Raw genomic sequence first — 25,038 nt, forward strand, 5'->3', positions numbered from 1 at the left:
GTCAGCGCCCCTTCGGCAACCCAAGAATCCGCTCGGCCACGATGTTCTGCTGAATCTGCGAGGTGCCGGCCGCGATCGTGTACGACAGCGAGGACAGCCGATCCAGCACCCAAGCCCGTTCTAGATCAAGGGAGTCGGGCCCAAGGACATCCGCCGCCGCGTCGTAAAGCTCCTGCCGCGCGTGTGAGTACCTCAGTTTGAAAACCGAACCCCCGACACCAGGAACGCCCCCACTTGCCTCCGCCTCACTCACATTCCACTGCGTCAGCCGCCACAACGCCCGGAACTCCGCGTTCAGCCGCCCCAGTTGACGCCTGAGCCCCGGATCATCCCAACGCCCGTTCCGCCGCGCCTCCACCGCCAGCTCCCCCAACACTCGCCGACAGGCGACGACCTCCCCCACAAAAGCCGTACCGCGCTCGAACGACAGCGTCACCATCGTCACGCGCCAACCGTCGTTCTCGTCCCCCACCCGATTACCGACAGGCACCCGAACCTCGTCGAGAAACACCTCGGCGAACTCCGCGGACCCGGCCAGCGTCCGCAACGGCCGTACGGTGATCCCCGCCGCGTCCATGGGCATCGCGAGCCAGCTGATACCCCGGTGCTTCGGCGCCGCAGGATCCGTCCGGACCAACAGCTCGCACCAGTCGGCGACTTCGGCGTGCGAGGTCCAGATCTTGGAACCACTCACTACGTAGTCGTCGCCGTCCCGCCACGCGCGCGTGCGCAACGCCGCGAGGTCGGACCCGGCGTCCGGTTCGCTGAACCCCTGGCACCACACCTCGTCGCCGCGCAGCACCGGCGGCAGCCACCGCTCCCGCTGCTCGGGCGTACCCTCCGCCGCGATCGTCGGCCCGGCATGCAACAGCCCGACGAAATTGGCCCCTACGTAGGGCGCGCCCGCCTTTTCCGTCTCCTCCAGGAAGATCAGCCGGGTCGTCGGGGACGCGTCCCAGTGCACATGGCCGTACCCGGCGTCGTACAACATCCGCTGCCAGTCGAGGTCGTAGGCGCGACGGCCGGGCCAGTCGTCCGGCGACGGTTTCGGAGGCAGCGTCGGGAGCACCTTGCCCAGCCACTCCCTCAGCCGCGCCCGGAACTCGTCCTCCTCGGCCGTGTACGAGAGGTCCATTACCGGTCGAGGTCCAGGCCCAGCATGCGGATCGCGTTGCCCCGCATCAGCTTGTAGACCGTCTCGTCGTCGAGGCCCTTCACGTGGTCGAGGGCGACCTCCTTGGTGTGGGGGAAGGTCGAGTCGACGTGCGGGTAGTCGGTCTCGAACGTGGCGTTGTCCCGGCCCACCACGTCCAGCGAAGCGACCCCGTGCTTGTCGCGGAAGAAGCAGCAGAACATCTGCCGGTAGTAGTACGTCGACGGCGGCTCGGGGATCAGGTCGCGCACCCCGCCCCACGCGCGGTGCTCCTCCCACACGTCGTCGGCGCGTTCCAGGGCGTACGGGATCCAGCCCATCTGCCCTTCGGAATACGCGAGTTTGAGGGTCGGGAACTTCACCAGGACGCCGCTGAAGAGGAAGTCCATCATCGAGGCCATGGCGTTGTTGAAGGAGAGCGAGGCCTGTACGGCGGGGGGCGCGTCCGGGGAGGCGGCGGGCATCTGGGAGCTGCTGCCGATGTGCATGTTGACGACCGTCCCCGTCTCCTGGCAGACCGCGAAGAACGGGTCCCAGTAACCGGAGTGGATGGACGGCAGCCCGAGGTAGGTCGGGATCTCGGAGAACGTCATCGCCCGCACCCCGCGAGCCGCGTTGCGCCGGATCTCCGCGACCGCCAACTCCACGTCCCACAAAGGGATCAGGCACAGCGGGATGAGCCGGCCGCCGCTGTCGCCGCACCACTCCTCGACCATCCAGTCGTTGTAGGCGCGGACACAGGCGAGCGCGACCTCCTTGTCGTGCGCCTCGGCGAAGGTCTGGCCGCAGAAGCGCGGGAAGGTCGGGAAGCAGAGCGAGCCCTCGACGTGGTTGAGGTCCATGTCCTTGAGCCGCTCGGCCGGGTCCCAGCAGCCGGGGCGCATCTGCTCGCGGGTGATGCCCTCCAGGGTCATCTCGTCGCGGTCGAAGCCGACGGCGGCGATGTTGCGCTTGTACGGGAACTTGAGGTCCTCGTAGATCCACCAGTCGGTGGGCGGGCCGTCCGGGTCCATCGTGATCTGGTATTTGCCCGCCACGTAGGCGAGTTCGCCGATGCCGGCGGTGAGCGGCTGGGGGCCGCGGTCGCGGTACTTCTTCGGCAGCCAGGTCTCGAAGAGGTGCGCGGGTTCGATCACGTGGTCGTCGACGCTGATGATGCGGGGCAGTTCGGTGGTCATGGGTTCCCCTCCGCAGGGACGGCACTTATCTGATGACCCGTCAGATAGCATGTCACCTGACGAGTCGTCAGCCAAGGAGGGGACCATGAACGAGACGGCGTACTCCCTGAGTTCCTCCAGCACCCTGTGGGAACTGGTCGCCCGCCGCGCCGACTTGACCCCCGACCGCCCGGTCCTCCTCCAGGACGACCGGGCCCTGAGCTTCGGCGAGTTGCGCGACCGGTCGGAGCGCGTGGCGGCGGGCCTGTACGGCATGGGCGTGCGCCCCGGCACGGTCGTCGCCTGGCAGCTGCCCACCCGCATCGAGACGGCCCTGCTCTCCTTCGCGCTGGCCCGCCTGGGCGCCGTACAGACACCGGTGATCCCCTTCTACCGCGACCGCGAAGTCGGCTTCGCGCTACGGGAGTCGAAGGCCGAGTACTTCGCCGTGCCGGGCGTCTGGCGCGGCTTCGACTACGGGGAGATGGCCCGGCGGCTCGGCGCGAAGGGGATCTTCGAGGCGTACGACAGCACTCAACTCCCCGACGGGGACCCGGCCTTGCTGCCGCCCCCGCCCGCCGACGGCACCTCGGTCCGCTGGATCTACTGGACCTCCGGCACCACCTCCGACCCCAAGGGCGTGCTGCACACGGACCGTTCACTGATCGCGGGCGGCTCGTGCCTCGCGCACGCGCTGCGTCTGACGGCGGACGACGTGGGCTCGATGGCCTTCCCGTACGCGCACATCGCCGGGCCCGACTACACGGTGATGCTGCTGCTGTACGGCTTCCCGGCGGTGATGTTCGAGCAGTTCGCGCTGCCGGACGCGCTGGAGGGGTACCGCAAGCACGGCGTGACGGTGGCCGGCGGGTCAACTGCCTTCTATTCCATGTTCCTTGCCGAGCAGCGCAAGCAGCCAGGCCAGAAGGTGATTCCCTCGCTACGGCTGCTCGCGGGCGGCGGCGCTCCCAAGCCTCCGGAGGTCTACCACTCCGTCGTACGCGAGATGGGGGTCCAGCTCACCCACGGATACGGCATGACCGAGGTGCCGATGATCACGATGGGAGCGCCCGACGACACCGTAGAGAATCTGGCGACTACCGAGGGGCGGCCGCCGGACGGGATGGAGATACGGATCGCGGCGGGCGGGGAGGTGCGGTTGCGCGGGGAGGCCGTGTGTCAGGGGTACTTGGACCCGGCGCAGACGGCGGAGGCGTTCGACGCGGACGGGTTCCTGCGCACCGGGGACCTTGGGCTCCTGACAGACACCGGGCATCTGATTCTCACCGGGCGGCTGAAGGACGTGATCATCCGCAAGGGGGAGAACATCTCGGCGAAGGAGATCGAGGATCTGCTGGCCGCGCATCCGGGCGTCGGGGACGTGGCCGTCGTAGGGCTGCCGGACGCGGAGCGTGGGGAGCGGGTGTGTGCGGTGGTCGAACAGCCGCCGGGGGCCGGGGAGTTGACCCTTGCCGCCGTCACGGACTATCTGCGCGCGGAAGGGCTGTCCGTGCACAAGCTGCCGGAGCAGCTGGAGATCGTGGACGCCCTTCCGCGCAACGACGCCTTGCGGAAGGTGCTCAAGTACAAGCTGCGGGAGCGTTACTCGGGGACGGTGAAGTAGCGGGCGAAGGAGGAGATGATCTCCGCCTCGCCGACCTTGCCGTCGCTGTCCGTGTCGAGGGCGTCCGCGGCCATCGCGGCGATGTCGTCCGGTACGCCGAGGGCCTTGAGGACGCGCACGGTGTCCGCGATGGTGGCCGAGCCGTCGCCGTCCGGGTCCGCGACGTCGAGGGCCGCGTGCAGGAAGGGGCGGCCGATCTCGGCGAAGCGCTCCGGGTTGTCGCGCAGGCGCTTGACCGCGCCGTTCACGAACTCCTCGCGGCTGACGCGCTGGTCGCCGTCCCGGTCCGCGATGCCGGCCATGCCCTGCCAGAACGCCTCCGCGCCGATGTACAGGGCCTGGCCCTTGTCGGAGCGGGCCGCCGTACCGAACTCCGCGAGCAGCGCCTTGGCCGCCGAGTTGAAGTCCTCCCGGTCGATGAACCCGTTGCCGTCCTGGTCGAAGGTGGCGAAACGGGCCGCGATCCGTCGCTCGTACTCGGTGCTGACCATGTCTTTCGGGCCGCCTTACTCATGTGGGGAGCGCTTGGCACGGAGCGTACGACGCCCGGGGCGGGTCCGGGAGCCGAAAACGTCGCTTGTACCAAGATCGGGGAAATTCCGAAACAACGACGTCACGCCGGAAACCGACGCGTCACGCGGAGAGGGGTCCGTCTCATCTCACGCCGAGAGGGGGTCCGCTTCGTCCTCGGGCTCGTCCTCTGTGGCGGTCATCACATCGGGATAGACGTCGAAGAGGCGGCGCACCCCGAGGGCGCCGAGGACCCGGTTGACGTGCGAGCCGTCGACCGCGCCCTGCGCCGGCAGGACCACGCGCAGGTGGCCCTGGCAGGAGCGGATGAGGCGGCGGGCGGCGATCAGCACGCCGACGCCGCTGGAGTCGCAGAAGAGCACCTCGGAGAGGTCGAGGACCAGGCTGTGCTGCCCCTCGGCCACCACGTCGTGCACCCGCTGGCGCAGGACCGGCGAGGTCACCAGGTCCAGTTCGCCGGACACGAGGAGTACGGACCAGACGCCGCGCTCGCCGTCGTTCACTTTGAAGGCCACCATCGCGCCTCTCGCTAGCCGGAACTCCCGGAGACCGTCCGGAAACGGAAGCCGTACCTACGCTTCCTTGCAGCGCGGCTGCCCAGCCGCCGTTCCCTGAAACCCGGGGGCAGAAACGGAAACCGTCCGGAAGAGGCTTGTTTTAGTCGCCTTCGATCCTGTTCGATCAGATGTGGGTGGGGTAGGCGCAGATCCGTTACCACCCGCGCCGCTTCGGGGGCGTGCAATTGCAGAATGGGGGGTGCGCTGTCAGACGTGCCCACTACATTCGAAGAGACGGTGAGCGCACGCTTGACTCGGGCACAGGCACGGTGAGGGGGCCGCATGGCGACGAAGGACGCACCGCCCCGTTGGGACCGCAAGATGCAGCAGCGGCTGGCCCGCGGCGAGGCGGCGGCCCTCGGTGAGCTGTACGACCGCTTCGCCTCCCTCGTGCACTCCCTCGCCCACCGTGTCCTGGGCGACGAGCGCGCCGCCGACGGCATCACCCGCGAGGTCTTCGCCCACGTGTGGGAACACCCCGACGCCTACGACCCCAAGCAGGGCCCGCTGCGCTCCTGGGTGGCCGCGCTGACCCACCGCCTCGCCGTGCAGCGCCTGCGCGCCACCGAGACCGTCGCCCTCGCCCACGGCGGCGAGGGCTCCACGGAGGAGCTGGAGCGCAAGGTCCGCCGCGCCTCCGTCGCCGCCCGCGCGGACTACATCGTCACGTCCATGCCCGCCCCGCTGCGGGCCGCCCTGGAGCTGGCCTACTTCCAGCGCCGTGACTACCGCCAGACCGCCGTCGACCTCGGCGTCACCGAGGACGAGGCCCGCCGCCGCCTCCGCCTCGGCCTCCAGCTCCTCTCCACCGCCCACGACGCCGGCGCACCGCCGGGAGCGGGGGGTGGGGCGTGAGCGACGCGTGGCAGGAGGGTTTCGAGAGGTACGAGGGGTACGGCGAAGGGGCCGGGAAAGGTGAGGAGGTCGTGCCGGCGCAGGGTGGGGCGGGTGGGCCTGAGGACGGGCACCCTGTGAACGACGGCTCCGGGAACGGCGGTTCGGTGAACGACGACGGTGACGGCGACGGCATGCGGGGTGGGCCGGGCGGTCCTGGTGACGGTGCTTCCGGGAGCGGTGACGGCTCGTACGGTGGGCCGGGCAATCCCGATGGTGGCTCCGTGAGCGGTGCGGGGGAGCCGCCGCGGATTCCGATGCCGCGTGCCTCCGTGGAGGACACCGGTCGCCCGCTGCCCGAGCTCGGCGCCGCCGAGTCCCGGGCCGTGCCGCTGGTGCTGGAGCACCGGGTGCTGAAGGCGCTGCTCGGCGCGTGGGCGCTGGCCGCGTGCTCGGCGGCGGAGACGGCGGCCGTGGAGGAGCACCTCGGCGAGTGCGGGGCCTGCGCGGACGAGGCGCTGCGGCTGCGCGGCGCGGTCGGGCTGCTGCACCCCGTCGAACCCCTCGACCTCGACCCCGGCCTGCGCACCCGCGTCCTGACCAACTCCTTCGACCGCCGGCCGCCGCGTATCCCGGTGCCGGAGTGGGCGACGCCGTACGACGCCGAGACCGCCCGTCTGGACGCCCTGTTGCAGGACATAGGTGACGCCGAGTGGCACGCGCCCGTGCGGCTGCGGTGGTTCGAGGGCGACGAGCCGACGAGCCGTCGTACGACTGTCGCCGGGGTCATCGCGCATCTGCTGACCGTCGACGGCCTGGTCGCGGCGGCGCTCGGCCTCGACGACCCGCTGACCGGGGAGACCGCGAAGCCGTCGACGCCGGCCTCACGCACCGAGGCGTACTGGAAGTCGTCGCACTTCCCGCCTACCCGGTCCATCCGCTCGCCGTGGCGCGAGCAGAGCCACAACATCGTCCGCACGGTGTCGTTCACCGGCGGCACCACCGGCAAACTGGCCGTCTCCTACGGCGACTTCGAGCTTCCCCTGCACGATGCGATGCTCGACCGGGCCTTCGAGTGCTGGGTGCACGCGGGGGACATCGCCGAGGCGGTGGACTATCCGTACGATCCGCCGTCCCCGCGCTACCTGAACCGGATGATCGATCTCGCGGCGCGGATGTTGCCCGTTGTGCTCGCTGAACGGCGGCGGCACGGGTTGGCTTCGCCGGGGAGTGGGCGGCACCTCGTCGGTGTCGGGGAGCCCGGTCGTAGCCTGCGGCTGGAGATCGAGGGACACGGTGGGGGCGAGTGGCTGATCGCCCTTGACTCGCCCGGCGCGGTGGGGTCCGCGGAGCGGGAGGTCGCCCATATCGCCCTGGACGGCGTGGAGTTCTGCCACCTGGCCGCAGGGCATGTGTCACCGGAGGAAGCTGCCGCGGGGCAGCTCGGCGACCGGGAGGCGATCAGGGATGTGCTGTTCGCCACGGCGTCGTTGAGCCGGATGTAGGGGTGGGTTTCGGGATCGTCGGGGAGTGCGGGTGGGTGGGCAGCCGCCCCCGAACCAGCAACCCCCGCGCTGCTCCTAGGCGAACACGACCGTCCGGCGCCCGTTCAGCAGGATCCGGCGCTCCGCGTGCCACTTGACGGCCCGCGCCAGCGCCTGGCACTCCACGTCGCGCCCGATCGCCACGAGTTGGTCCGGCGTCACGTCATGCCCCACCCGCTCGACCTCCTGCTCGATGATCGGGCCCTCGTCGAGGTCGGCGGTGACGTAGTGCGCCGTCGCTCCGATCAGCTTCACGCCCCGCAGGTGAGCCTGGTGATACGGCTTCGCGCCCTTGAAGCTCGGCAGGAACGAGTGGTGGATGTTGATGATCCGCCCGCTGAGCGCCTTGCAGAGGTCGTCGGAGAGGACCTGCATGTACCGGGCCAGGACGACGAGTTCGACGTTCTCCTCGCGGACCAGGTCGAGGATCTGCGCCTCGGCCTCGGCCTTGTTGTCCTTCGTCACCGGGATGTGGTGGAAGGGGATGTGGTACGACTCCACCAGCTCCGCGAAGTCCGTGTGGTTGGACACCACCGCCGCGATCTCCACCGGCAGCGCCCCGATCCGGGCCCGGAAGAGCAGGTCGTTCAGGCAGTGCCCGAACTTGCTGACCATCAGCACGACCCGCATCCGGTCCGCGGCCCGGTTGACCTGCCAGTCCATGTGGAAGGCGTCACCGATCGCCGCGAAGCTCGCCCGCAGCTTCTCCACCGTCACCGGCGACTCCGCCGAGAAGTGGACGCGCATGAAGAACAGTCCCGTGTCGTGGTCGCCGAACTGCTGGCTGTCCTCGATGTTGCAGCCGGTCATGAAGAGGTAGCTCGACACGGCGTGCACGATGCCCTGCTTGTCGGGGCACGACAGGGTGAGGACGTACTGGTCGGCGAGTGCCGCGGCTCGGGTGGACTGCGCGTTCATGCAGGACAGGATCCCATATCCCCCTGAGCGGAGGCACCGCCGTCCGCCACCCGGACCGGTCCCACGCGGACCGGGGCCCGCACCCCTGCCGGCCCGCCTGGACCAGGCCCAACACCCCGGCCGGCCCCACGCGGACCGACCCCGCACGCGAGCCCGCCCTACCCGGACCAGCCCCGCCCGCGAACCCGCCCTACGCGGACCGCGTGATGATCTGCAGCACCTCAAGCGTCCGCGGCGCCGCGTCCGGGTCGTCCCCGTCGCTCACCGCCATCCGGACGTGCGCGTCCCGCGCCGCCCGTACCGCGTCCGGCCACGCCTCGTGGTCGACGTACACGGAGACGTGGGCGTCCGGGCCGACCTGGTGCATGATCCGCAGGACGCGCAGGACCGCGGTGTCCACGAGGGCCGCCTCCTGGGAGTCGCGGAAGATCGTGCCGACGTACTTCTCGGCGGACCAGTTGTCGAGCCAGGTGTCCTCGACGAGGCGGTAGACGGCGTCGGTGACGTCCCCGTACCCGTCGACACCGGCCAGCCAGACGTTCTGCTGGAACGCCGGATCGGAGAGCATGTGCAGCGCGGAACGCACGTTGCTGCGCCAGCGCCACCAGGGCATGTCGTTCAGTGGCATGCCGCCCATGGTGGAGGAGCGACGGGGGCGACGGGAAGAGTTCTCCGAACCTTGCACGGTCATCGATCGTACGTTCCTCGTCACACACACAGGAACGCCCCCCGTAATTCACCTCCGCGTCACCACTTGTTGACCACGAGTCACTCCCGGGTTAGTGGTGTGGCGGAAGCGTGTCTGTCCATGACAGGCAGGCGACGCAACCGCAGCACCTTCCTCCCCACCTTCACCCGGCCCGTCAGAGCGACCGTCCTCTCGGCGGCGGCTCTGGGGGCGTGTGCTTCGCTCGTGGCCGGCTGCGGGGTCATCCCCGGTACCGCCGCGGGCTCCGGCGACAGCTCGATCACCGTCATGACCTGGGCGCCCTGGGACACCAGCGCGACCAACAAGCCGGGCATGCCCGCCATGGCGACGGCGTACGCGAAGTGGATCAACAAGCACGGCGGTATCAACGGCCGCAAGCTCAAGGTCCTGACCTGCAACGACCACAACACGAACGTGGCCGCCGCGAAGTGCGCCCGGCTGGCCGTGCAGAAGGACGTCGTCGCGGTCGTCGGTTCCTACAGCGAGTTCAGCGACTCGTACTTCGCCCCGCTGGAGGGCGCCGGCATCCCGTACATAGGCGGCTACGGCGTCACGACCGAGGAGTTCACCCGCGCCCTGTCCTACCCCGTCAACGGCGGCCAGCCCGCGCTCCTGGCGGGCCTCGGCAAGGAACTCGCCTCGACCTGTGGCCCGGTCACCCTCGTACGGCCCGACTCCATCGCCGGCGACGACCTGCCCCCGCTCCTGAACGCCGGGCTCGCGGCAGGCGGCCACGCGGCGGCGACCGACCAGCTCGCGGCCGACGACGCCACCGAGTACTCCAGCCAGTCGACGCGCGCCCTGGAGAGCGCGAGCGGCGACTCGGACAAGGAGGGCTGTGTGGTGCCCTCGCTCGGGGACCGTACCGACACCTTCATGGACTCCTTCCGGCGCGACCGCCAGGACTATCCCGCGGTGCACGCCGCGACCGTGCTCGGCAGTGTCGACCAGACCGAGATCAACTCGACGGGCGGCCAGTCCGGACCGTACGAGGGGTCGTACATCACGGGCTGGTACCCGGTCGCGAGCGACGCGCGCTGGGACCCGATGAAGAACGCCGTCAACGAGGTGGCCTTCGGCGACAACCGCATCGACCCCGCGGACGCGGGGGTGCAGACCACCTGGATCGCGTACACCGCGTTCAAGACCGTCGTGAACTCGCTCGGCAACGGTGACATCACCGCCGACACCGTGCGCCGCGCCCTCGACGACGGCGTGAAGGTCAACACGGGCGGGCTCACGCCGACGCTGCAGTGGAGCCCCCGCGACGACAACCTCGCCTCGGTCGGCCTGGCCCGGCTGGTCAACGCGAACGTGACCCTTCAGGTCGTACGGAAGGGCGTTCTGGTGTCCGCGAAGAAGGGCTTCTTCGACATGACCAAGACGTTGAACAGCGCGAACCTCGACTGAGATCCGCGCTGTCGGGAGTGCCTGCCGGGAGTGCTCAGAGCTGGGTCGGCTGGCGCTGGGTCAGGCCGTAGGTCTTCGCGATCGTGTTCCAGAGGGCGGCGGCCTTCAGCTTCTGGTTGCTGGCGACGCCGCTCGCCGCGTTGCCCGCCGCGGTCTGGCCGGTGGTGCGGGCCTGGCCCTTCTTGCAGCCCTTCTTGCCGGCGGCCTGGTCGGCCCAGGTCGCGTAGTGGTTGTCGGCCGACGCGGACGCCTTCCACGCGTTGGTGAGGGCGGTCGTCAGCGCCGCGTTGTCCGGCAGCTTGTCCACCGTCAACTGCGAGAGCTTGGTGACCAGTTCGGCGCGCTGCTTGGCCGCGTTCCGCAGGTCGGAGGCGGAGTCGCCGAGCTTGTTGCAGGCCTTCACATTGCCCACGGCGTTGATCACCGAGGCACGGCTGCTGCCGCTGTCGGCGAGCAACTTGTCCAGGGCTACGGCCTGTTCCTTCGCGGCATCGGTGCCCGCCGACGAGGAACCGTCCGTCGCGGCCGACGTGGCGGCGACCGTCTTGTTGGCGTCGTCACCCTTGCTGCCGCCGCCGCTGAGCAGCGCACCGGCACCGACCCCGAGGATCGCGATACCGACCCCGACCCCGGCGATCAGCGGCACCCGCGAACGGCGCCCGCCCCGGCCACCGTCGTCGCCCTGCGCCCCGCGCCGGCCGCCGCCGTCCCCGGGCGGGGCGTACGAGGGCTGCGCGTACGACGGCTGCGCGTACGGCGGTTGGGCCTGGCCGTAACCCTGCTGCCCCTGCTGCTCGGCGCGCGGCGGCTGCTGGAAGCGGGGCATCTGCTGGGTGGACGCGGCGGGCTGCTCGCCCCCGGCGTCGCTGCGGAAGAGGTTGTCGAACTCGGCGGGCGGCTGCCGGTCGTCCGGCCCGCCCGGCCGCGCCCCGTACCCGGGAGCGGCACCCTGCGCGGGCACCGGCGGGAGGAACTGCGTGGGCTGCGCGTCGGGGTGCGCGGCCTGCGGCATCGGGCCCGCGGCCGCGGGCATCTCGGGCGGCAGCGCGCCGGGCCCGACGGGCGGGATGTACTGGGTCGCGCCCTCGTCCATGGGGGCGGCGGGCACCGGCGGCAGGAACTGGGTGGCACCCTCGTCGCCTGGCATGTTGACCACCGGCGGGATGTACTGCGTCGCGCCCTCGTCGGCGGGCGGCAGCGGGGCGCTCGGGAACGCGGGGGCCGCGGCCGGGAGGGGGGCGGCTCCGGACGGCTGCTGGTGCGCGTCGGAACCGGAAGTGCCGTATCCGTAGCCGTAGTTCTGCGCGGCGGCTTGGGGTATCGCGGGCGACTGGTCGGAGGCGTAGCCCGCGCCGACGTACCCGGCGGCGGGCTCCTGGGCGTAACCCGACGGGTACTCCTGGGCGTACGACTGCTGCTGTAGGCCGTAGGCCGCGTGCTGGGCGCTCTCCTGGGGCAGGGCGCCCGGCTGGCCGGGGATGCCGTCCTGGGTGCCCCACGGGGCCGGAGCGGGCTGCTCGGGCCCGGCGCCCCACTGCTGCGCCGGTTGCTGCTGTTGCTGGTCTCCCCAGCCCTGGCCCGGCGGCGGGGCCGGGCTCTGGTGCTGGTGGTGATGCTGCTGGTCGTGCTGCTGGTCGGGACCCCACGGCTGGCCCCAGGACTGGCCAGTGGTCGGGGGTGCTATCGACGGCTGTCCGCCCGGCTGCTGGTCACCGCGTCCGCCCGTCATACCCGGCAGGAGGGGTGCGCCTCCGTCGGAGGGCAGCACGATGCCTTCGCGCGCGGGCCGCGCCGAGGGCTCCTCGCCCTGTCCACTCTGCGTCACCGGGACTCCTACGAATGGGGGACCTTCGGGATCGTCGGCTCACGCTACCGGGTACCCCGAGCCCGGTGCCACGCAGCACCGGACTGGACCTGCCCTCTTGTGACGGCGGTAACAGTCCCGGGCCCGCGTCCGCTCCAAGTGCCGCTGTCCGCACTCCTTTCCGCACCGGAGCGGTGTTCACCTGCTGGTCCCCCCGCCGTTCACGCGGCGGCCTGCAACTCCATCCGTGCCCCGAACTCCCGCACCACCGGCTCGTCCCGGTACGGCTCCAGGCGCTGCTGGAAGTCGTCCAGGTACTCGGCGCCCCGGTTGGACCGCAGCGAACCGAGCAACTCCACTGCTTTCAGGCCCGTGTTGCAGGCCTGCTCGATCTCGCGCTGCTGCACCTGCGCGCTCGCGAGAAGGACGTATCCGATGGCCCGGCGGCGCGCCCGCGACTCCGGGTGCCCGTCCAGGGACTCCTGCGCGGACCGGGCCGCCGCCTCGGCCTGGCCCAGGTCGCGGTGGCAGTGCGCCAACTCGTCGGCGAGATACGCCTCGTCGAAGTGCGCGATCCACGCCGGGTCGTCCCCGGTCGACGGATCCGCCGCGTCCAGCGCGCTCACCGCGCGCCCCGACGCGAGCTGCGCGGACCGCGCGTCCCCCATCAGGGCGTGCCCGCGCGCCTCCGCCGCGTAGAACATCGCCTCGGCCCGCGGGGTCACGCGCCCACGCGCCCCCTCCTGCGCCGCCCGCGCCAACTGCGCGATCTCACGCGGGTTTCCGAGCTGCGCGGCGAGGTGACTCATGGACGCGGCCAGCACATAGCCGCCGTATCCCCGGTCCCCCGCCGCCTGGGCGAGGCGCAGGGCCTGGATGTAGTACCGCTGCGCCAGGCCGGGTTGACCGGTGTCGACGGCCATGTAGCCGGCGAGTTCCGTCAACCGGGCGACGGCGGCGAACAGTTCACGCCCCACGGCCTCCCGGTACGACCCCGCGAGCAGCCCGGAGACGACGCTGTTGAGGTAGTGCACGACGACCGGGCGCACATGCCCGCTGCCGTACTGGTGGTCCAGCTCGCTCAGCGCCTGGGTCATCGCGCGTACGGCCGCCACGTCGGACTGGCCCACCCTCGGCCCCGCCGCCCGGGCGACCTGTGAGTCCGGCGAGGAGATCAGCCAGTCACGGCTCGGCTCGACCAGCGCGGACGCGGCGACCGACGAACCCGACAGGAAGTCCCGGCGCCCCACGTCACTGCGCCACAGCTCACACACCTGCTCGATGGCCCCGAGGACGGTCGGCGAGAACTGCAGGCCCACACCCGACGCGAGGTTCTTGCCGTTGGCCATGCCGATCTCGTCGATCGTGACCGTACGGCCCAGCTTGCGGCCCAGCGCCTCGGCGATGATCGCCGGAGCCCGCCCGCGCGGCTGCTGCCCCCGCAGCCAACGGGCCACGGACGTCTTGTCGTAGCGCAGGTCGAGACCGTGCTCGGCGCCGCACATGTTGACCCGGCGGGCCAGCCCGGCGTTCGAGCACCCCGCCTCCTGGATGAGCGCCTGCAGCCGTTCGTTCGGCTGCCGCGCGACAAGTGGCCTTGCGGCCATGGCGTACCCCCTGGGAACAACCCCTGAAGCGAAAAGATCCGGCCGTGAAGATCAATGCCCAGCGAACATGGCGAAAATGCGAAGCATGCGAGGAATGCCGGGGTAAAAGCTGGTGCTCGCCCCTCCCCTGGCTACCCAACTCCCGCTGTCGTTCCTCCCGCGCGCCCCCGCACATGCATCCATGCGCCCCAGTTGCGGAATCGATGCCCCTCCCCCGCGCGCGCTACGCCCGTAACTCCAGGTGGGTGCGGGAGTTGTGTTGGGCGTGGAAGAGACGATCGCGGGCACCGAAGCCGCTCAGATTCCGAAGCAGCGCGGGGAATCGCTGCTGGAGACAGCCGTACGCTACGCCGAGGAGCGCCACTGGGACGTCTTCCCCGGCACCTGGCTGGAAGCCGTCGACGGGGTGCAGCACTGCTCCTGCGGCGACCCCGCGTGCGCCGCACCCGGCGCACACCCGGCGCGTGAGGACTGGGCGACGCAGGCGACGGGCAGTGCGACGGTCGCGCGGCGGATGTGGCAGAAGCAGCCGGCGTCTTCGATCCTGTTGCCCACGGGGCGGACGTTCGACGCGATCTCCGTCCCGGAGACCGCGGGGTTCCTCGCGCTGGCCCGGATGGAGCGCATGGAGTTGACGCTGGGGCCTGTGACGTTGACGCCTGCGCGGCGGATGGAGTTCTTCGTTCTGCCGGGGGCTTCGGTGAAGGTGCCGGATCTCGTGCGGAAGATCGGGTGGGCGCCTGCTTCCCTTGATCTTGTGGTGCTGGGTGAGGGTGGGTATGTGGCCGCGCCGCCCACTCGGTTCGGGTCCCGGGGGGCTGTGCAGTGGGCTTGTCGGCCTACCGCGGCCAACCGCTGGCTGCCGGACGCGGAGGAGTTGATCTCGCCGCTCGCCTACGCGTGTGGGCGGGATCGGTAGTTTCGCGGGTGCGGGTGGGGGGCGGCTGATCGCGCTCACGCGGCGGAGCCGCATATCGAATACAGCCCCGCGCCCCTAGGTTGGGGTGCATGACGTCGGCTGTGAGTGTGCGTGGGCTCTGGAAGCGGTTCGGGCAACAGGTTGCCGTTGCCGGGATCGATCTGGAGTTGCCCGCCGGGAAGTTCATCGGGCTGGTCGGGCCCAACGGGGCCGGGAAGACCACGACCCTCTCCATGGTGACCGGGTTGCTGCGCCCCGATCAGGGGAGCGTCTCGGTCGTCGGGCACGACGTGTGGGCGGACCCCGTGGCCGTGAAGGCGCGGATCGGGGTGTTGCCGGAAGGGCTGCGGCTCTTCGAGCGGCTCTCGGGGCGTGAACTCCTCGGGTACAGCGGGCGGTTGCGGGGGCTGCCCGGTGCCGAGGTCGACAAGCGGGCCACGCAGCTCCTCGACGTGCTCGACCTGGCCGGGGCGCAGCACAAGCTCGTCGTCGACTACTCGACCGGTATGCGCAAGAAGATCGGGCTCGCCGCCGCTCTCCTCCACAACCCCGAAGTCCTGTTCCTGGACGAGCCGTTCGAGGGCGTCGACCCGGTCTCCGCGCAGACCATCCGGGGCGTCCTGGAGCGCTACACCGCCTCCGGCGCCACCGTCGTCTTCTCCTCCCACGTCATGGAACTCGTCGAGTCGCTCTGCGACTGGGTGGCCGTGATGGCCGCCGGCCGCATCCGCGCCCAGGGCACCCTCGCCGAGGTCCGCGGCGAATCCCCCACCCTCCAGCAGGCGTTCCTGGAACTCGTCGGCGCGGGCGCCCGCGACCACAGTTCCGACCTCGACTGGCTGGGCGGCGGCACCCGATGAGCGACACCACGGCACCCGCCTCGATCACCCCTGTCGTCGTACGTCTGAAGCTGTCCCTGCTCCGCAACGGTCTACGGCAGTCCGGTGGCCGCCGGGCCGCGTACGTCGCGTCGGCGGTCGTGGCGCTCCTCATCGCCGCGCTCCAGCTGCTCGGGCTGATCACGCTGCGCGGGGACACGCACGCGGTCTCCGTGGTCGTCCTCCTGGTCGCGGTACTGGGGCTGGGCTGGGCGGTGATGCCGCTGTTCTTCCCGTCCGGCGACGAGACCCTCGACCCGACTCGCCTGGTGATGCTGCCACTTCGGCCCCAGCCCCTGGTACGGGCGCTGCTGGCGGCCTCGCTGGTCGGCATCGGCCCGCTGTTCACGCTGGTGCTGCTGCTGGGGTCCGTGATCGCCGTGGCGCACGGACCCGCCGCGTACGTCACGGCCGTTCTCGCCGTCGCCCTCGGGCTGCTGATCTGCGTGGCCCTCGCGCGGGCGGTCGCCGCGGCCAACATCCGCCTGCTGACCAGCCGTAGGGGCCGGGACCTGGCGGTGCTGAGCGGGCTGGTGATCGCGGTCGGCGCGCAGTTGGTCAACTTCGGTGTGCAGCGCCTGGGTTCGTCCGGGCTGTCCCAACTCGACCCGGCGGCGGAGGTGTTGCGGTGGGTGCCGCCCGCGTCGGCGGTCGGCGCGGTGGACTCGGTGAGCAAGGGCTCGTACGGCCTGGCGACCGCCCAACTGGCCCTGTCCGCAGGCGCTTTGGCAGCCTGCCTGGTCCTCTGGTCACGCAGCCTGACCAAGCTGATGACGGCACCGGACGGCTCGACGCTCCAGTCCGCGGAACCGGCGGCGAAGGACAGGGCATCCACCGGCGGCCCGGCCCGCTTCCTCCCGTCCGGGCGCACGGGGACGGTCATGGAACGCAGCCTGCGGTACATCTGGCGCGACCCCAAGACCAAGGCCGCGTGGGTGACTTCGCTGGCGATCGGTCTGATCGTGCCGGTGTTCAACGCGTTGCAGGGCACGGGCTCGGTGTACTTCGCGTGCTTCGCGGCCGGGATGCTCGGCATCCAGATGTACAACCAGTTCGGCCAGGACACGTCCGCGTTCTGGATGGTCGCGATGACGATCTCCACGACGAGGGACGCCTACGCCGAACTCCGGGCCCGCGCCCTGGCGTTGCTGGTGATCACCCTGCCGTACGCGGCCCTGGTGACCGTCCTGACGACAGCGCTGCTCGGCGACTGGTCCCGGCTCCCGGAGGTCCTCGGCCTCTCCTTCGCCCTCCTCGGCGCGATGCTCGCGACCGGCGCCTGGACCTCGGCCCGCTTCCCCTACTCGATCCCCCAGGGCACCCACAAGAACGTGGCCCCCGGCCAGGCCGGCCTCGCCTGGATCTCCATCTTCGGCGGCATGATCTCCGCGGCCCTCCTGTGCGCCCCCGTCATCGCCCTCACCATCTGGGCGAACGTCAGCGCGGACGGCGACCAGTGGAGCTGGGTGCTGCTGCCGGCGGGGGCGGGGTACGGGGCGGCGCTGACGTACGCGGGCCTACGGCTGGCGGCACCGGGGACGGCGAGGCGCCTGCCGGAGATCCTGGCGGCGGTCAGCAAGGGGTGAGGAAGGCTTTTGCTTAGGGCGCGGGGCCGTATCGATGTGCGGCTCCGCCGCGTGGGCGCGACCAGCCACAACGCACCCGCACCCGCCACACAACCGAACCCCCCACCCCCTAGGCGCCCAACTCACACCAGCACCCCGTCAAGAAACGGCTCGATAGCCGCCCGCCAGGCCTCGGGCTGGTCGTAGTGCACCAGATGCCCGGCGTCGGCGACTTCCGCGTACTCCCCCCGCGGCAGCACCCGCACCATCTCCTGCGCCTCGGCCCGCCCCAGCTCCCCGTCGAGCCCACGCACCACAAGAGAAGGACACTGCACCTGGGCCAACTCCTCCCAGTGCGCGTCGTACACCCACGTCTCCCGCGACTTCAGCATCTGCTCGGGCTCGAACACCGGCCGCCACCCGTCGGCGGACTCGTGCATGACCTCGGCGTAGAACTCTCCCCGGGAGGGATTCGGCCGCTCGACCCACGGGTCGTCCTCGCCGAACCACTTGCGGACATCCGCGAGCGTGGCGAAGGGAACGGGCCAGGACTTGAACCAGTCGGCCCACTCCCGCTGCGAGGCCGCGCCCAGCGCGGACGCGCGCATGTCGCAGATGATCAACCCCCGCACCAGATCGGGCCGTTTCGCCGCGAGCTGCCACGCGGTGAGCGCGCCCATCGCGTGCCCGATGAGGACGACCGGAGCGAGCCCCAGCTGCTCCAGCGCGGCCTCCGCGTCCTCGACGTAGGCCTCGCGGGTGAAGGCCGCCTGGGGCGGCTTGTCGCTCTGGCCGTGGCCGCGCTGGTCGAGGGCGACGGCGCGGTGCCGTTCGGAGAGCCAGCGGGCGGTGGACGCCCAGTGCGAGGCACGGCCCATCAGGCCGTGCAGTAACAGAACTCCGGGTGCCCGCTCGATCTCCCCCGACTTGGGCGGGTCCGCGAACTCCCATGCGGCCAGGCGTACGCCGCCTGCTCCAGTCACGTCGATGCGCCGCGCCATTGGTCCTGGCACCCCCCTAGCTCCGCACGGACCGCTCGCTCCCGCTTCGAGCCCATCGGTCCTGTGAACCACGCTCTGCCGCCTGTGCCGTTTCCTCTTGCTTCCGTCTCTTCTCTCGCTCGTCTCTTCCTACAGCTCATGCCCCGCGGGTTTCATCACCCGCAGGTTATCGAATACAGATTCGAAAATACCGTCTACGGCCGCAACACCCCTCGTTCGAGTGACCCGGCTCAGGGAATGATCGCCGCTGCCGAGGGGAGACCTTCAGCGGGAGGCGGACCGCTCGGGGAAACCGGTCCGAAGGGGATGACCTTGAGAGCTCGGGGCTCCGGGTCAGCACAGGGGAGGACAGGCCCCGGCGCCGTGCGGCGCCGGGGCCCTCTCCACGTCTACGGCACATCCTCCCGTCCCCCTCACGGTCATATGCCTTACGCGACAGCCTGGCACGCGCAGCGCCCGAGCGCTGCGATTCAGCGCACTGAATCTCGGATTCGCCGAGTTCGCCGACGGCTCCGCCGGGACGCCACAACTACCCCTCGCGCCCCGCGAGTTGGACGACCCGCAGCTCAGCGCGCGGCCCGCCCCCCGACCCCCGGCTCAGCGCTTGGCCACGAACACGTGCGAGGCGATCTCCGACTCCAGCTCGGCCGCCTCGCCGCCGCTGCCCACCAGCACCCCGCCCGCCGACTCCGTCACGCTCACCACCGAGCCGGGCTGCACGCCCGCGCGGCGCAGCGTGTACATCAGCTGCGCGTCCGTCTGGATGGGCTCGCCGATCCGCCGTACGACGACGGTCTTGCCGTCGACACCCGGGTCGAGGTCGGCCAGCGACACCATGCCCTCGTCCAGGAACGGGTCGGCCCCGTCCTTCTCGCCCAGCTCTTCGAGCCCGGGGATCGGATTGCCGTACGGCGACTCCGTGGGGTGGCGCAGCAGCTCAAGGACGCGGCGCTCCACGGCCTCGCTCATCACGTGCTCCCAGCGGCAGGCCTCGGCGTGCACCTGCTCCCACTCCAGGCCGATCACGTCGACGAGCAGACACTCGGCGAGCCGGTGCTTGCGCATCACGCGTGTGGCGAGCCGGCGGCCCTCGTCGGTCAGCTCCAGGTGGCGGTCGCTGGCCACGGCCACCAGGCCGTCGCGCTCCATGCGCGCCACCGTCTGGCTCACCGTGGGCCCGCTCTGGTCGAGCCGCTCGGCGATGCGGGCGCGCATGGGGACCACACCTTCCTCCTCAAGCTCAAGGATGGTGCGGAGATACATCTCCGTGGTGTCGATCAGTCCGGACATACGTGCCCCTCGATTACCTCTGCCCGAAGCTCGACGGCTCCGCGGCGCGTGCGCTGGCCCTGGACTCAATTCTGACGCATACCACTGACAACCGTGCCGCGCCGTTGAAACCAGCCGGTTACGGCGACCTGTGGGCCCCTGCGCGGCGGCCCGCCACCCGGGTTCCCCGGCCTTGCCCGCCGTATTGACAGCGCACTGGTCCAGACCGCACGGTGATCCGCGACACAGCCGCATGGCAACCGTACCGAAGGGGCTTACGCATGAGCGACCGTACGCCGGCCGGCCAGTTCTTCGACGCCGCGATCACCCTCCTCCAGCGGGTCCGCGACGAAGAGGCCGACTCCGTCCAGGCGGCCGGCACGCTCCTCGCGGACACCGTCGCCGACGGCGGGCGCCTCTTCGCCTTCGGTGCCGGGCACTCCTCCCTCGCGGCCCAGGACGTCGTCTACCGCGCGGGCGGGCTCGCCCTGATGAACCTGCTCACCGTCCCCGGAGTCGTCGGCGTCGACGTCATGCCGGCGACGCTGGGCTCCGCCCTGGAGCGCGTCGACGGCCTCGCGAGCGTCGTCCTGGAGACGTCACCGCTGCGCTCCGGAGACGCCCTGGTGATCATCTCGCTGTCCGGGCGCAACGCGCTCCCCGTGGAGATGGCCATGAAGGCCCGCTCCCTCGGCGTACGGGTCATCGGCGTGACGTCGGTGGCATACGCCTCGGAGACGACGTCACGGCACTCCTCGGGGACGTACCTGAAGGACCACTGCGACGTCGTCCTCGACTCGAAGATCGCGATCGGCGACGCGGAACTCACCCTCGACACCATCCCGGCCCCCTTCGCCCCCGCCTCCACGGCCGTCACCACGGCCCTCCTCCAGGCGGTCATGGCGACGGCGGCGGCGACCCTGGCCGACCGCGGCATCGAGCCGCCACTGCTGCGCTCCGGGAACGTGGACGGCGGCCACGAGTGGAACGGCCGGGTGTTCGAGGAGTACCGGGACCGGATCTTCTACCAGTACTGAGCGGCGGCCTAGTAGGGGCTCACGACTGGGCAGGGGCTCATTTCTCGCCCGCCGCCTCCGCCAGGTCCAGCGCCGCCGCGATCCGTACGGCCACGTCCTCGGCGTAGACCGAGTCGGACCGTTCGAACTGGCTGCGCCCTGCGCCACGTAGGAACGTCACGACGCCCAGGGTCCGCCCCCGGCTGCGCAGCACCGCGCACAGGGCATGCACGGCGTCCGTGGGCCACTGCCTGACCCGGGCCCACTCACGGGCCTGTTCGGGCGGGGCGGTGCCGATGCTGGCCCGCACGGAGCCGACGCGTTCGACGCACTGCAGGGCGGGATGCCCCTCTCCGTAGCGCACGGGCAGCCCGGCAGCGCCGGTGAGCAGGCTGGGGCCGGGTGCGCCCGTGGGCGTAGCGGCGACCCGGATGAGTCGTACGGCCGTAGCACGTACCCCGTCACCATCGTTCAACGATCCGCCCGCGACCCGGTCGATGAGGGCGTGGTCGGCGAAGCCTGCGAGGGCGAAGTCGAGGTGGACGGTCGCCGCGTCGCGCGGGTCCTCGCACTCGGCGGCGGCGCGGGCGGCGCGGTGCAGTTGCTGGGCGCGGAAGCGCAGCAGCGAGGCCTCCTGCTCCAGCTGCTTGGCCTCGGTGACGTCCTGGAAGAGCCAGCCGACGCCGAGCGGCACCGGTTCCTCGGTGAGTGGCGAGGCGAGCCGCAGGAAGCCACTCCGCCAGCAGCGCCGCAGGTTGCCCTCGGGCGTCCGTACGCTCACCCAGATCTCCGCGGGCGCCGGCGGCGCACCCTCGGCGAGCACGTGTGTGAGCGCGGCCTCCAACTCCTCGACCCCCTGGGCGAGCAACTCCCCAAGGGGCCGCCCGAGCACGGAGGTACGCCCGGTACCGAGCGCGCGAGCGGCATGGGAATTGACGACGGCGGGCCGCAGATCGGCATCAACAAGCACAACCCCCCAGGAGGCGTCCTCGAACAACGCCTCACTCAGGGCGATCGACCGCTCAAGGTCGATCTGGGCATGCACTTCACTGAAGGCGCAGTAGACCCCGGCGGGCTTCCCGTCGGGCCCGCGCACGGCGGCGGACTGGGTCCGCACAAGCACCCGCCCACCGTCCTTGGTCAGCAGGGCGAACTCATTCACCTGCCGCCCGGGCGCCTGCATGGCGGACATGAGCCGCCCCTCGACCTCCTCGGCGTCCGCACTCCGCACGGCCCACCCGGCGAGCCCCTGCCGCCCCACGGCCTCGGCCGCGGTCCAGCCCAGGATGCGCTCCGCCTCGCGGTTCCAGTGCGTCAGCACCCCGTCCGCGTCGAAGGCACACAGCGCCGCGTCCATCCCGTCCAGCAACGCGGCCAACAGGTCGGATCCGCCGACCCCTTCAGGCCCACCGTCCCGCTCGGGCTCGTCGGGACCCAACTCATCGGTGGTCCCACTACGCCGGGAAGCACTCACCTGGACCCCCTGCAGGCTGCGTCCGCGGACACGACGCGTCGATTCACTCACTCCCCCTCATTCAACTCGAACGTGACGCAGCACACACCGGGTTCCCGCAAGATTGAGAGAATCGTTGTACGACGCCGGTTCGCCCCCGGCACACTCGACCGATGCCCGCCCGCCTCCCGCTCGACGAACAACTCACCGCTCTACGGACGACGCCGGCTGGAACCTGACCACGGGGTGCCTCAACCGCAATGTGATCCACAAGTCGGTCTCACCGTCCAGCACATAGCGCTCGGTCTCGACGAAACCCTGGGCCTCGGCGAACCGGACCCCGTCCGTGTTGGCGGCCAGGACGACGGTCTCGATCGCGCCGGCGCCGAGCGCACGCGCGCGTGTGAGGCCGTTTTCGTAGAGGGCGACTCCGTAGCCGCGTCGGCGGAACTCGGGCAGCACGCGCGCGATGACGGTCGCCACCGCGTCCTCGCCCTGCGGCGGCCGCACGGTGGAGCAGCCCACGAGCACGTCCCCCAGGTACGCGTTCTCCAGCCGGTTCCGCCCGCTCCGCTCCCGCACCTCGTCGAGGGACATCGCGGCGGGCGGCACGATCAGGTTGTGGACGTGTTGCCAGTCCTGGAGTGCGTCCTCAGCCTCCGGATCCACCGGTTCCATACGCAGGTCGGTCATGGGGCGGAACCTAGGTGACCAGCGCATTCGCGTCCAGTGAGTTCAGGGTTCGTAAAAAGCGGTTGATCCGTCGGCGAGGGGTTCTTAGGGTGGCGAGTACTTCGGAAAGGAGGTGGTTCGGCAGATGTATGAATACCGGACGGAAGAGGTGACTGCGGGCTAGTGGCCCGCCGTCGTACTCGGTTCGGCGCCGGACCAGCGTGTGTGAGTTGCGCGCAACCGGCCTAACCCAACGCAGTCACCCGACCCGCGAGCTCGCCGGTACGTCCGGCCGGCTCCCCCGCTGTGAGGCGGAGGGACCTGAGCTCGCGGGTCGTCTGTGTTTCGGGTGCCCCGTGAGGTCAGGGGCTCAGGCGGTCCACTCGCCAGGTGCCTGCCGGTTCCGCGGTGTAGCGGAGGCGGTCGTGGAGGCGGTTTTCCCGGCCCTGCCAGAACTCGACCGACTGGGGGGCGATGCGGAAGCCGCCCCAGTGCGGGGGGACCGGGACCTGTTCGCCCTCGGGGTAGCGGGCGAGCAGGTCGGCGTACGACGACTCCAGTTCGGCTCGGGAGTGGATCACCGCGGACTGGGTGCTGGCCCACGCGCCGAGTTGGGAGCCGTGCGGGCGGGTGCGGAAGTACGCGGCGGTCTCGTCGCGGCCGGTGCGGCGGGCGGTGCCGGTGACCAGGACCTGGCGGGCCATCGGGTGCCAGGGGAAGAGCAGCGAGACGTACGGGTTGGCGCCGAGTTCGCGGGCCTTGCGCGAGTCGTAGTTCGTGTAGAAGACGAAGCCCTGGGCGTCGTAGTGCTTCAGGAGGACCGTGCGGGAGCTGGGGCGGCCGTCGGCGTCGGCGGTGGAGACGACCATGGCGTTCGGCTCGTAGACCAGGTCCTGGAGCGCCGCCTCCTCGAACCAGCGGCCGAACTGTGTCATGGGGTCGGCTGCGAGGTCCTTCTCGTCGAGGCCCTCCACGCGGTACTGCTTGCGCATCGCGGCGGGGTCGAGGCGGGGATCACGGTCTATGGGATCGCGGTCGGTCACACGATCATCCTGCCGTACGGCGCCGGGCGGGCGGGGGCGGATGCCTGCGGCGGCGTGCGGTCGCGAGTTCGGGTGGCACTCAGTGCCGTAGACCCTCCCCTTGTGTGGCACTCGGCGTTATGGTGCTGATGTCTCTATCTTCGGCCCGCGAGTCCTCCGTGACCGTGGAGCCACAGCATGAGGAGCCGCCTGATGTCCGACCTCGATCCCTCCTTTGTACCTGGACTCGAAGGAGTCGTCGCTTTCGAGACGGAGATCGCCGAACCGGACAAGGAAGGCGGCGCCCTGCGGTACAGGGGCGTCGACATCGAGGATCTGGTCGGTCACGTCTCGTTCGGCAACGTCTGGGGGCTGCTCGTCGACGGCGCCTTCAACCCCGGACTGCCGGCCGCCGAGCCGTTCCCGATCCCGGTGCACTCCGGGGACATCCGCGTCGACGTACAGTCCGCGCTGGCCATGCTCGCGCCCGTGTGGGGCCTCAAGCCGCTCCTCGACATCGACGAGGAGCAGGCCCGCGACGACCTCGCCCGGGCCGCCGTGATGGCCCTGTCGTACGTCGCCCAGTCCGCGCGGGGGCAGGGGCACGCGATGGTGCCGCAGAGCGAGATCGACAAGGCGCACTCGGTCGTCGAGCGGTTCATGATCCGGTGGCGGGGTGAGCCGGATCCCAAGCATGTCGCGGCCGTGGACGCGTATTGGACCTCTGCTGCCGAGCACGGCATGAACGCGTCTACCTTCACCGCTCGGGTTATCGCGTCCACCGGTGCCGATGTCGCCGCCGCGCTGTCCGGGGCCGTGGGCGCGATGTCCGGGCCTCTGCATGGGGGTGCGCCGTCCCGTGTGCTCGGGATGATCGAGGAGATCGAGCGGACCGGGGATGCCGAGGCGTACGTCCGGCAGGCGCTCGACAAGGGTGAACGCTTGATGGGGTTCGGGCACCGGGTGTACCGGGCCGAGGATCCTCGGGCTCGTGTACTGCGGCGTACCGCGCGGGAGTTGGGGGCGCCGCGGTTCGAGATCGCGGAGGCGTTGGAGAAGGCGGCGCTCGCGGAGTTGCATGCGCGGCGGCCTGATCGGGTGCTCGCGACCAACGTCGAGTTCTGGGCGGCGATCGTGCTGGACTTCGCCGAGGTGCCGGCGCACATGTTCACGTCGATGTTCACGTGTGCGCGTACGGCGGGATGGTCGGCGCACATTCTTGAGCAGAAGCGGACGGGGCGGCTTGTGCGGCCGTCCGCTCGGTATGTGGGGCCGGAGTCTCGTGGGCCTCAGTCGATCGAGGGGTTCTCGGACATCGCCCACTGACGAGGGGCCTGAGGAGCGGGTGCGGGTGCGGGTGCGGGTGCGTGGAGGCTGGTGTGTGTGGGCTGGTCG

22 protein-coding genes are annotated in these 25,038 nt (G+C 70.8%); 9 read left to right on the top strand and 13 right to left on the bottom strand.

Going from position 1 to position 25,038, the window contains the following annotated elements; all coding sequences use genetic code 11:
- Nucleotide 1 precedes the first annotated feature (1 nt).
- Together OG496_RS25815 and OG496_RS25820 are read right to left on the bottom strand one after the other, a co-directional pair.
- Complete coding sequence (locus OG496_RS25815) at nt 2–1,135, bottom strand: acyl-CoA dehydrogenase family protein (protein ID WP_405972573.1); 1,134 nt, start codon at nt 1,133–1,135, stop codon at nt 2–4.
- Entirely contained in the window at nt 1,135–2,331 is a 1,197-nt protein-coding gene (locus OG496_RS25820; protein ID WP_328682398.1) for an amidohydrolase family protein, read from the bottom strand. Before OG496_RS25820 ends, OG496_RS25815 begins: the two co-directional genes overlap by 1 nt.
- Before the next feature lie 85 nt (nt 2,332–2,416).
- Here OG496_RS25820 and OG496_RS25825 point away from each other — a divergent pair, with 85 nt between their 5' ends.
- A complete protein-coding gene (locus OG496_RS25825; RefSeq protein WP_405972574.1) occupies nt 2,417–3,934 on the top strand; it encodes a class I adenylate-forming enzyme family protein in 1,518 nt (505 codons plus the stop codon).
- Here the strand turns inward: OG496_RS25825 and OG496_RS25830 are convergent.
- The gene (locus OG496_RS25830) at nt 3,913–4,425 is read right to left on the bottom strand and encodes an EF-hand domain-containing protein (RefSeq protein WP_393047144.1); all 513 of its coding nucleotides are present in this window, start codon (nt 4,423–4,425) and stop codon (nt 3,913–3,915) included. The genes OG496_RS25825 and OG496_RS25830 overlap by 22 nt on opposite strands.
- A gap of 168 nt (nt 4,426–4,593) precedes the next feature.
- Nucleotides 4,594–4,983, bottom strand: coding sequence for an STAS domain-containing protein (locus OG496_RS25835; protein WP_366498884.1), 390 nt, complete (start codon nt 4,981–4,983; stop codon nt 4,594–4,596).
- 321 nt (nt 4,984–5,304) lie between these two features.
- Here OG496_RS25835 and OG496_RS25840 point away from each other — a divergent pair, with 321 nt between their 5' ends.
- Nucleotides 5,305–5,877, top strand: coding sequence for a sigma-70 family RNA polymerase sigma factor (locus OG496_RS25840; protein ID WP_366498885.1), 573 nt, complete (start codon nt 5,305–5,307; stop codon nt 5,875–5,877).
- A gap of 173 nt (nt 5,878–6,050) precedes the next feature.
- A complete protein-coding gene (locus OG496_RS25845) occupies nt 6,051–7,361 on the top strand; it encodes a zf-HC2 domain-containing protein (RefSeq protein ID WP_405976707.1) in 1,311 nt (436 codons plus the stop codon).
- A gap of 75 nt (nt 7,362–7,436) precedes the next feature.
- On the opposite strand, the gene purU is transcribed toward OG496_RS25845, so the two are convergent.
- Both purU and OG496_RS25855 read right to left on the bottom strand, forming a co-directional pair.
- A complete protein-coding gene (gene purU, locus OG496_RS25850; RefSeq protein WP_366498886.1) occupies nt 7,437–8,318 on the bottom strand; it encodes a formyltetrahydrofolate deformylase in 882 nt (293 codons plus the stop codon).
- Nucleotides 8,319–8,508: 190 nt separating this feature from the next.
- Entirely contained in the window at nt 8,509–9,009 is a 501-nt protein-coding gene (locus OG496_RS25855) for an SCO4402 family protein (protein ID WP_366498887.1), read from the bottom strand.
- A gap of 117 nt (nt 9,010–9,126) precedes the next feature.
- Between OG496_RS25855 and OG496_RS25860 the strand changes: the two genes are divergently transcribed.
- Entirely contained in the window at nt 9,127–10,437 is a 1,311-nt protein-coding gene (locus OG496_RS25860; RefSeq protein ID WP_405972575.1) for an ABC transporter substrate-binding protein, read from the top strand.
- 34 nt (nt 10,438–10,471) lie between these two features.
- On the opposite strand, the gene OG496_RS25865 is transcribed toward OG496_RS25860, so the two are convergent.
- Entirely contained in the window at nt 10,472–12,262 is a 1,791-nt protein-coding gene (locus OG496_RS25865; RefSeq protein WP_405972576.1) for a hypothetical protein, read from the bottom strand.
- 200 nt (nt 12,263–12,462) lie between these two features.
- Nucleotides 12,463–13,848: a transcriptional regulator gene (locus tag OG496_RS25870; RefSeq protein WP_366498890.1), complete on the bottom strand. Its 1,386-nt coding sequence runs from the start codon at nt 13,846–13,848 to the stop codon at nt 12,463–12,465.
- 256 nt (nt 13,849–14,104) lie between these two features.
- On the opposite strand from OG496_RS25870, the gene OG496_RS25875 reads away from it, so the two are divergent.
- The 3 genes from OG496_RS25875 to OG496_RS25885 all read left to right on the top strand — a co-directional run bounded on the left by OG496_RS25875 (nt 14,105) and on the right by OG496_RS25885 (nt 17,231).
- On the top strand, nt 14,105–14,767 hold the full coding sequence (locus OG496_RS25875) for a bifunctional DNA primase/polymerase (RefSeq protein WP_405972577.1): 663 nt from the start codon (nt 14,105–14,107) through the stop codon (nt 14,765–14,767).
- A gap of 89 nt (nt 14,768–14,856) precedes the next feature.
- Nucleotides 14,857–15,627 carry an ABC transporter ATP-binding protein gene (locus OG496_RS25880; RefSeq protein WP_078652842.1) on the top strand — a complete coding sequence of 257 codons (771 nt, stop codon included), beginning with the start codon at nt 14,857–14,859 and terminating at the stop codon, nt 15,625–15,627.
- Complete coding sequence (locus tag OG496_RS25885; RefSeq protein WP_405972578.1) at nt 15,624–17,231, top strand: transporter; 1,608 nt, start codon at nt 15,624–15,626, stop codon at nt 17,229–17,231. The genes OG496_RS25880 and OG496_RS25885 overlap by 4 nt, the downstream gene beginning before the upstream one ends.
- Nucleotides 17,232–17,353: 122 nt before the next feature.
- On the opposite strand, the gene OG496_RS25890 is transcribed toward OG496_RS25885, so the two are convergent.
- Nucleotides 17,354–18,211, bottom strand: a complete 858-nt coding sequence (locus OG496_RS25890; RefSeq protein WP_405972579.1) for an alpha/beta fold hydrolase — start codon at nt 18,209–18,211, stop codon at nt 17,354–17,356.
- 597 nt (nt 18,212–18,808) lie between these two features.
- Nucleotides 18,809–19,501, bottom strand: a complete 693-nt coding sequence (locus OG496_RS25895) for a metal-dependent transcriptional regulator (RefSeq protein ID WP_019057324.1) — start codon at nt 19,499–19,501, stop codon at nt 18,809–18,811.
- 260 nt (nt 19,502–19,761) lie between these two features.
- Between OG496_RS25895 and OG496_RS25900 the strand changes: the two genes are divergently transcribed.
- A complete protein-coding gene (locus tag OG496_RS25900; RefSeq protein WP_366498896.1) occupies nt 19,762–20,517 on the top strand; it encodes an SIS domain-containing protein in 756 nt (251 codons plus the stop codon).
- Nucleotides 20,518–20,554: 37 nt separating this feature from the next.
- Here the strand turns inward: OG496_RS25900 and OG496_RS25905 are convergent, their stop codons facing one another.
- The 3 genes from OG496_RS25905 to pdxH form a co-directional block, all read right to left on the bottom strand.
- A complete protein-coding gene (locus OG496_RS25905; protein ID WP_366498897.1) occupies nt 20,555–21,970 on the bottom strand; it encodes a PAS domain-containing protein in 1,416 nt (471 codons plus the stop codon).
- 183 nt (nt 21,971–22,153) lie between these two features.
- On the bottom strand, nt 22,154–22,642 hold the full coding sequence (locus tag OG496_RS25910) for a GNAT family N-acetyltransferase (RefSeq protein WP_405972580.1): 489 nt from the start codon (nt 22,640–22,642) through the stop codon (nt 22,154–22,156).
- A gap of 341 nt (nt 22,643–22,983) precedes the next feature.
- Nucleotides 22,984–23,664 carry a pyridoxamine 5'-phosphate oxidase gene (pdxH, locus tag OG496_RS25915; RefSeq protein WP_405972581.1) on the bottom strand — a complete coding sequence of 227 codons (681 nt, stop codon included), beginning with the start codon at nt 23,662–23,664 and terminating at the stop codon, nt 22,984–22,986.
- A gap of 192 nt (nt 23,665–23,856) precedes the next feature.
- Here pdxH and OG496_RS25920 point away from each other — a divergent pair, with 192 nt between their 5' ends.
- Nucleotides 23,857–24,969: a citrate synthase 2 gene (locus tag OG496_RS25920; RefSeq protein ID WP_366498899.1), complete on the top strand. Its 1,113-nt coding sequence runs from the start codon at nt 23,857–23,859 to the stop codon at nt 24,967–24,969.
- Nucleotides 24,970–25,038: the final 69 nt, after the last annotated feature.

Source organism: Streptomyces sp. NBC_00988 (assembly GCF_045162645.1).
Taxonomy (GTDB): domain Bacteria; phylum Actinomycetota; class Actinomycetes; order Streptomycetales; family Streptomycetaceae; genus Streptomyces.